We start from the raw sequence: 1,899 nt of genomic DNA, 5'->3' as shown, positions 1-1,899 counted from the left end.
GCACATGTGGACGCTGCCAAGTATGACGAGATGTATGCCCGCTCGATCAGCGACCCGGAGGGGTTCTGGGCCGACGAGGCACAGCGGCTCGACTGGATGGCCCGGCCGACCAGGATCAAGAACACCAGCTTCGAGTTCGGCCGCGTCGATATCAAGTGGTTCGAGGACGGCGTGCTCAACGTCGCCTATAACTGCGTCGACCGCCACCTGAAGACCCGCGCCAACCAGACCGCGATCATCTTCGAGCCCGACAACCCCGAGGATCCCGCCCAGCACATCACCTATGCCGAGCTCTACGACAAGGTGAACCGCATGGCCAACGTCCTGCTCAGCCAGGGCGTGATGCGCGGCGACCGCGTGGTGATCTACCTGCCGATGATCCCCGAGGCCGCCTATGCCATGCTGGCCTGCGCCCGCATCGGCGCCATCCATTCCATCGTCTTCGCCGGCTTCTCGCCCGACGCGCTGGCCAACCGCATCAACGATTGCGGCGCCAAGATCGTCATCACCGCCGACACCGCCCCCCGCGGCGGCCGCAAGACCGCGCTAAAGTCCAACACCGACGCAGCCCTGCTGCACTGCTCGGACAAGGTCCGCTGCCTTGTGGTCAAGCATACCGGCGACCAGACCAGCTGGATCCAGGGCCGCGATGTCGACCTCAACTACCTCATGGAGCACGCCGCCCCCGACTGCCCGCCGCGCCCGATGAACGCCGAAGACCCGCTCTTCATCCTCTACACCTCGGGCTCCACCGGAAAGCCCAAGGGGGTTGTGCACGCAAGTGGTGGATATCTGGTTTACGCCGCCCTCACCCACGAGGTGGTGTTCGATTACCACGACGGCGACGTCTACTGGTGCACCGCCGACGTGGGCTGGGTCACCGGCCACAGCTACATCGTCTACGGGCCGCTTGCCAACGGCGCCACCACGCTGATGTTCGAGGGCGTGCCGACCTATCCCGACGCCAGCCGCTTCTGGGAGGTTTGCGACAAGCACAAGGTCAACCAGTTCTACACGGCGCCGACCGCGCTGCGGGCGCTGATGGGCCAGGGCGACGGCTTCGTCGACAAGTGCGACCTGAGCTCTCTCAAGCTGCTCGGCACCGTCGGCGAGCCCATCAACCCCGAGGCCTGGAACTGGTACAACGACAAGATCGGCAAGGGGAAATGCCCGATCGTCGACACCTGGTGGCAGACCGAGACCGGCGGCCACCTGATGACCCCCCTGCCCGGCGCCCACGCGCTCAAGCCCGGCTCGGCGATGAAGCCGTTCTTCGGCATCAAGCCGGTGGTGCTCGAGCCCAGCTCCGGAGAGGAGATCCACGACGTCCCGACCGAGGGCGTTCTGGCGATCGCCGACAGCTGGCCGGGGCAGATGCGCACCGTCTGGGGCGATCACGAGCGCTTCGAGCAGACCTATTTCCAGCAATATAAAGGCTACTATTTCTCCGGCGACGGCTGCCGCGTCGACGAGGGTGGCGATTACTGGATCACCGGCCGGGTCGACGACGTGATCAACGTCTCGGGCCACCGCATGGGCACGGCCGAGGTCGAATCGGCGCTGGTCGCCCATGCCAAGGTCGCCGAGGCGGCGGTGGTGGGCTACCCGCACCCGGTGAAGGGCCAGGGCATCTACTGCTACGTCACCCTGATGAACGAGGTCGAGCCGTCCGAGGAGCTCAAGAAGGAGCTGCGCACCTGGGTCCGCACCGAGATCGGCCCGATCGCCTCGCCGGACCTGATCCAGTGGGCGCCGGGCCTGCCCAAGACGCGCTCGGGCAAGATCATGCGCCGCATCCTGCGCAAGATCGCCGAGAACGACTACGGCGCCCTCGGCGACACCTCCACACTCGCCGACCCCTCCGTCGTCGACGACCTCATCGAAAACCGCGCAAACAAG

At 66.0% G+C, this 1,899-nt stretch carries 1 protein-coding gene; it reads left to right on the top strand.

Annotation, left to right across the window (positions count from 1 at the left end; all coding sequences use genetic code 11):
* A partial coding sequence (gene acs, locus JF542_RS24260) for an acetate--CoA ligase (RefSeq protein ID WP_207077725.1) occupies positions 1–1,899 on the top strand: 1,899 nt, incomplete at both ends.

It is taken from the genome of Salipiger bermudensis, from assembly GCF_017309175.1.
GTDB classification, from domain to species: Bacteria; Pseudomonadota; Alphaproteobacteria; order Rhodobacterales; family Rhodobacteraceae; genus Salipiger; species Salipiger bermudensis.
This window is presented reverse-complemented; position numbering and strand designations above follow the sequence as displayed.